Source organism: Nostoc flagelliforme FACHB-838 (assembly GCF_014698065.1).
Lineage (GTDB): Bacteria > Cyanobacteriota > Cyanobacteriia > Cyanobacteriales > Nostocaceae > Nostoc > Nostoc flagelliforme_B.
In genome coordinates, this window is sequence record NZ_JACJSI010000687.1 from 1 (window position 1) to 1,846 (window position 1,846).

At 36.9% G+C, this 1,846-nt stretch carries 2 protein-coding genes and 2 pseudogenes; 3 read left to right on the forward strand and 1 reads right to left on the reverse strand.

Annotated features, from left to right (window positions below; all coding sequences use genetic code 11):
* A pseudogene (locus H6G97_RS54575) lies at window positions 1–146 on the forward strand (S41 family peptidase); the annotation flags it as partial.
* Window positions 147–364: 218 nt separating this feature from the next.
* Here the strand turns inward: H6G97_RS54575 and H6G97_RS50705 are convergent.
* Window positions 365–811 (reverse strand): hypothetical protein, encoded by a 447-nt coding sequence (locus H6G97_RS50705; protein ID WP_190947732.1) that lies wholly within the window; start codon window positions 809–811, stop codon window positions 365–367.
* Window positions 812–1,179: 368 nt separating this feature from the next.
* Between H6G97_RS50705 and H6G97_RS50710 the strand changes: the two genes are divergently transcribed.
* Together H6G97_RS50710 and H6G97_RS50715 are read left to right on the forward strand one after the other, a co-directional pair.
* Window positions 1,180–1,665 carry a sigma-70 factor domain-containing protein gene (locus tag H6G97_RS50710; RefSeq protein ID WP_242056205.1) on the forward strand — a complete coding sequence of 162 codons (486 nt, stop codon included), beginning with the start codon at window positions 1,180–1,182 and terminating at the stop codon, window positions 1,663–1,665.
* A gap of 68 nt (window positions 1,666–1,733) precedes the next feature.
* A pseudogene (locus H6G97_RS50715) lies at window positions 1,734–1,846 on the forward strand (sigma factor); the annotation flags it as partial.

The following is a 1,846-nucleotide window of genomic DNA, read 5'->3' on the forward strand; positions in this document are numbered from 1 at the left end:
TATTTGTTAACGGCAATCAAAGGCTGGAAGGTAAAGGTGTAATACCAGACATTAATATCCCATTTCCTTTAGAATATGCTCAAGGAGTAGATCCTCAAATACAAACAGCCATATTAAAACTTTTGCAAGTTCTTGGGCAACATTAATAACTGACTGCCCATAATCGATTACCGTTTGCAAATCGAATAAAGAACCTTGAGTGAAAAGTTGCTGTACCATTGCATCACTCACAATATTATTTTTTCACTTTTGCTATGGCGAAGCCTTTCTCTTATTAATAAATGAGGCAAGTAATTGCCTCATTTAAACTTTTAATCCTTCAAAGATTTATTCTTCGGTGATCAGCCGAGGCTTAAAAAGCGAATTAAGCAGTTGTACGCGGTCTACCTGGCTTGCGCTTGCCTGAAGAATTGACATCAGCCTTTTTAGTTTTCGGTGATTTGTTGCCAGCATTGTTAGCTTTATTTGAACGAGTAGTACATTTTGGTTGTGGTGAAACTTCTTTAACTGGAGGCAGTAATCTCAATGTAGGGAATGAGAGAGCAACTGCTTCATTGCTTGTACGATGAACAAGTTCATCCTCTAACGTCCAAGGATCTGGCAATTTTTCAAAAGTCATCGCTTGTGATGTGATTACTTTTGATACTGATGGGATTGTAGAAGCGGCTATATTCCCATTGCTAACCGAAACTACATTACTAGTGTAAGCAGCCGATATAAATAGTCCGTTAATGAACTGGAACATAACGAGAGTAATAAATGCCCAAAAGATGACTACGATTGTCAAGGTGAGTAGAGATTGCATATCCATAATTTTTTCTCAACTAAGTATTTGTAATTTTCAATTGATTTACGCAAAGCGGATTTCAGCCTTGTTCAAATGTGAAGCGAATTTGAACATATCCTCTCTTCAAGAGAGGAGTTCACTCTAAATTTAGCGTAGCGTATCTCTAATTTAATCCAACCAAAATTCTCCACTACTTTAAAAATTATTTACAAAGTAAAGCAGATTTTAGTATTTACCTATTTAAAAATTTCAAGTATTATGTTTATAAATTTACTCAAAGATAAACGTTAGAGTTAAGTCTATGATTAAAATTTGATTTGTTAACTAATTTTTGAAATACAACATTTTAATCAAACGAAAAAGAAAAGTAGTCCTCACAATTATTTGAAAGTATGCCCAGCCAAACTACCGACTTAGTTCGCTCCTACCTCAAAGAAATCGGACGCTACCCTCTGCTAACTCCTGAGCAAGAAATTACAAATGCTAGGCTTGTGCAGCAGATGATGACGATTGAAGAACAGCGTGCAAGTCTTGCACTTCAATTAAACCGAGAACCAACCACAAGAGAATTAGCTACCTCGCTTGGGCAAACCGAAGCTGAAGTACAGTCAATCGTTCAACAAGGTCAAAAAGCTAAACATAGAATGGTGACAGCTAACCTACGATTGGTGGTAGCGATCGCTAAAAAGTACCAGAATCACAATTTAGATTTTCTCGACTTGCTCCAAGAAGGGGCACTAGGTTTACAAAACAGGGCAAACGCATCTAAAGTACTCTTGATCCTGACCAAGATTAAGACCCAACGAAAAATCAGTATTTCTGGCTTGATTTATTTTCCAAGGCTCAAAGCGATCGCTAAAATCTTTATCAATAAGTAGAGGTTAATGAGATTATTTTTGAGTCTATTGAGAATAGACTAGTCTTATTGACATGATGCGGCCGCCCTGGTTTACAAAAGGGAATCGAAAAGTTTGATCCCAACCGAGGCTATAAACTATCAACCTATACTTATTGGTGGATTACCCAGTCAATAACACGTGCTATAGCACATAAGTCTCG

Bases quoted from the DNA above. Each gene is read 5' to 3' on its own strand.
- H6G97_RS50705 (WP_190947732.1), bottom strand. From the start codon at position 811: ATGGATATGCAATCTCTACTCACCTTGACAATCGTAGTCATCTTTTGG.
- H6G97_RS50710 (WP_242056205.1), top strand. From the start codon at position 1,180: ATGCCCAGCCAAACTACCGACTTAGTTCGCTCCTACCTCAAAGAAATC.